This window comes from Streptomyces malaysiensis subsp. malaysiensis (genome assembly GCF_040653035.1).
GTDB lineage: Bacteria > Actinomycetota > Actinomycetes > Streptomycetales > Streptomycetaceae > Streptomyces > Streptomyces malaysiensis.
Genome location: NZ_JBEZNG010000085.1, coordinates 1 through 3,012 on the forward strand (window position 1 = coordinate 1; position 3,012 = coordinate 3,012).

The following is a 3,012-nucleotide window of genomic DNA, read 5'->3' on the forward strand; positions in this document are numbered from 1 at the left end:
TGAGGTGTTTGCTGAGGTGGCGCTTGCGGAGGAGCAGCGTGTCGAGGCGGGGCGTTTCGGGTTGCATCCAGCCCTCCTCGACGCCGCCCTGCATACGGCGGCAGTGGGAGGGGACGACTCCGAGCAGGATTCCTCTCGTCCGGGCCCTGGGCTTCCGTTCGTCTGGAGCGGTGTGTCCCTGTATGCGACGGGCGCTGACACCCTGCGTGTGAGGCTCGCTCCCGCCGGACCGGAAGCGGTTTCGCTCCTTGTCGCTGACACCACCGGTGCGCCGGTGGCCTCGGTGGCCTCGCTGGTGACGCGTACGGTGTCCCCCGAGCAGCTCCGCGCCGCGCGAAACGTGACGCATGACGCGCTGTTCCACACCACTTGGCGCGCGGTCCCCACCCAGGTTGAAGCACCCGCGACCACGGGACAGTGGGCGTTGCTCGGAACCGGATCGCCGTACGTTGCGGACGTCGGCCAGGGCGGACCCGCGAGCCCGGCGGCGTACCCGGAACTGGCGGATCTGATCCAAGCCATGAACGATGGAATAGTCACCCCCGACACCGTTCTGGTCTTTTTCACGGCCGATTCCGGCGCCCGCGTCGGCGACCCGGCCGAGGCACGGAAGATGGCGCACCGTGCCTTGTGTGTGGTGCAGGAGTGGTTGGCTGAGGGGCAGTTTGCTGGTTCGCGGCTGGTGGTGGTGACGCGGGGCGCGGTGGCTGCCGTACCGGACGAGGATGTGCCGGATGTGGCGGCGGCTTCGGTATGGGGTTTGGTGCGTTCTGCGCAGGCTGAGCATCCGGATCGGTTCGTTCTGGTGGACGTGGACGACGTACCGGCGTCGGCTGGTGTGCTCCGGGCGGTGCTGGAGTGTGGCGAGCCTCAGGTGGCTGTGCGGTTCGGGAGTGTGCTGGCGCCTCGGTTGGCGCGTGCTGTTGCTCCTGCCGAGGGAGTGGAGTCGGGTCTTGTGTGGGATTCCGAGGGCACGGTGTTGTTGACCGGTGCTACGGGCACGTTGGGTGCTTTGTTGGCGCGGCATTTGGTGGCTGAGTGTGGGGTGCGGCATCTGGTGTTGGTCTCTCGGCGGGGTCGGGAGGCGGCTGGTGCGGTGGAGTTGGAGGCCGAGCTGGTGGGGCTGGGTGCGTCGGTGGCCGTGGTGGCCTGCGATGTCGCCGACCGTGAAGCGCTGGCGGAGGTGTTGGCGGGTATTCCGGCGGATCGTCCGTTGCGTGGTGTGCTGCATGCGGCCGGTGTGCTGGACGACGGTGTCATCGAGACCCTGACTCCCGAGCGTCTCGACACGGTGCTCCGCCCCAAGGTCGACGCCGCCTTCCACCTCCATGAGCTGACCCGCGACCTGGATCTGGCCGCTTTCGTGGTGTTCTCCTCCGCGGCGGGCACGTTCGGCGGCGCCGGGCAGGGCAACTACGCGGCGGCCAACGCCTATGTCGACGCCCTGGTGACCCACCGGCATGCGCTCGGCCTGCCCGCCGTCTCGCTGGCCTGGGGATTCTGGGCCGAGCGCAGTGGTATGACGGGCCACCTGGACGACGAGGACGTACGGCGCATGCGGCGCGGCGGTATCGCCCCGCTGACGTCCGAAGAGGGCCTTGCGCTGTTCGACGTGTCCGGAACGATGACACAGCCGGTGCTGCTGCCCATGCGTCTGGACCTCCCGGCGCTCCGCGCCCAGGCGGCATCCGGGACTGCCGTACCGGCCCTGCTCCGCGATCTGGTGTCGGTTTCCGCCCGTCGTACCGTGGTCCCGTCGGGCGATGGCGCGGGCGAGTCGGAACTGTGGCGGCGGCTCGCGCCCCTGTCGGCGGGCGAACAGGACGAGGTTCTGCTGAACCTGGTGTGCACCCATGTCGCCGAGGTGCTCGGCCACGCGGGGGCGGAGTCCATCGAGGTGGGGCGTGCGTTCAAGGAGCTCGGATTCGACTCGCTGACGGCCGTCGAGCTGCGGAACCGGCTGAACACCGCCACGGGGCTACGGCTGCCCGCCACCCTTGTCTTCGACTACCCCACGCCCGTGGTGATCGCCCGCCATCTGCGCACCGAACTGGCCGAGGCGTATCAGGGCGCCGGCACGTCGGTCTTCCCGTCCGGTGGCTCCGGTACGGGCACGCTCGCCACGCATGACGAGCCCATCGCGATCGTGGCGATGAGCTGCCGTTTTCCGGGTGGGGTGGGTACCCCGGAGCAGCTGTGGCGGCTGCTGGAACGTGGCACGGACGCCATCTCCGACTTCCCGGAAGACCGTGGCTGGGATGTGGAGGGGCTGTATGACCCCGACCCGGAGGCCGCGGGGAAGAGCTATGCCCGCGAAGGTGGTTTCCTCTACGACGCGGGTGAGTTCGATCCGGAGTTCTTCGGTATTTCGCCGCGTGAGGCGTTGGCGATGGATCCGCAGCAGCGGTTGCTGCTGGAGACGTCGTGGGAGGCGCTGGAGCGGGCGGGCATCGACCCGGCGACCCTGCGCGGCAGCCAGACCGGAGTCTTCGCCGGTGTCATGCACCACGACTACGGACTGTTGCAGGGGCCGGGAGGCGGCCCCGGTGCCCCCAGCGCGGGCAGCATCGTCTCGGGGCGTATCTCCTACACTTTCGGCTTCGAGGGCCCGGCGGTGACGGTGGACACCGCGTGTTCCTCGTCGCTGGTCGCGCTGCATCTGGCGACGCAAGCACTGCGGCGGGGCGAGTGCTCGCTCGCGCTCGCGGGCGGTGTGACGGTGATGTCCACACCGGGTCTGTTCGTGGAGTTCAGCTACCAGCGTGGGCTGTCGGCGGACGGGCGGTGCAGGGCCTTCGCGGGAGCGGCGGACGGCACCGGGTTCTCCGAGGGAGCTGGGGTGCTGCTGCTGGAGCGGTTGTCGGATGCGCGGCGGAGTGGTCATCGGGTGTTGGCGGTGGTGCGTGGTTCGGCGGTTAATCAGGATGGTGCGTCGAATGGGTTGTCGGCGCCGAATGGTCCGTCGCAGCAGCGGGTGATTCGGGCGGCGTTGGAGAGTGCTCGGTTGTCGGC

The 3,012-nt window shown here is 69.3% G+C and carries 1 protein-coding gene; it reads left to right on the forward strand.

The genetic code is table 11. The features are described 5' to 3' along the window. The coding region (locus AB0E24_RS45875) for an SDR family NAD(P)-dependent oxidoreductase (protein ID WP_359386017.1) at nt 1-3,012 on the forward strand (3,012 nt) is incomplete at both ends.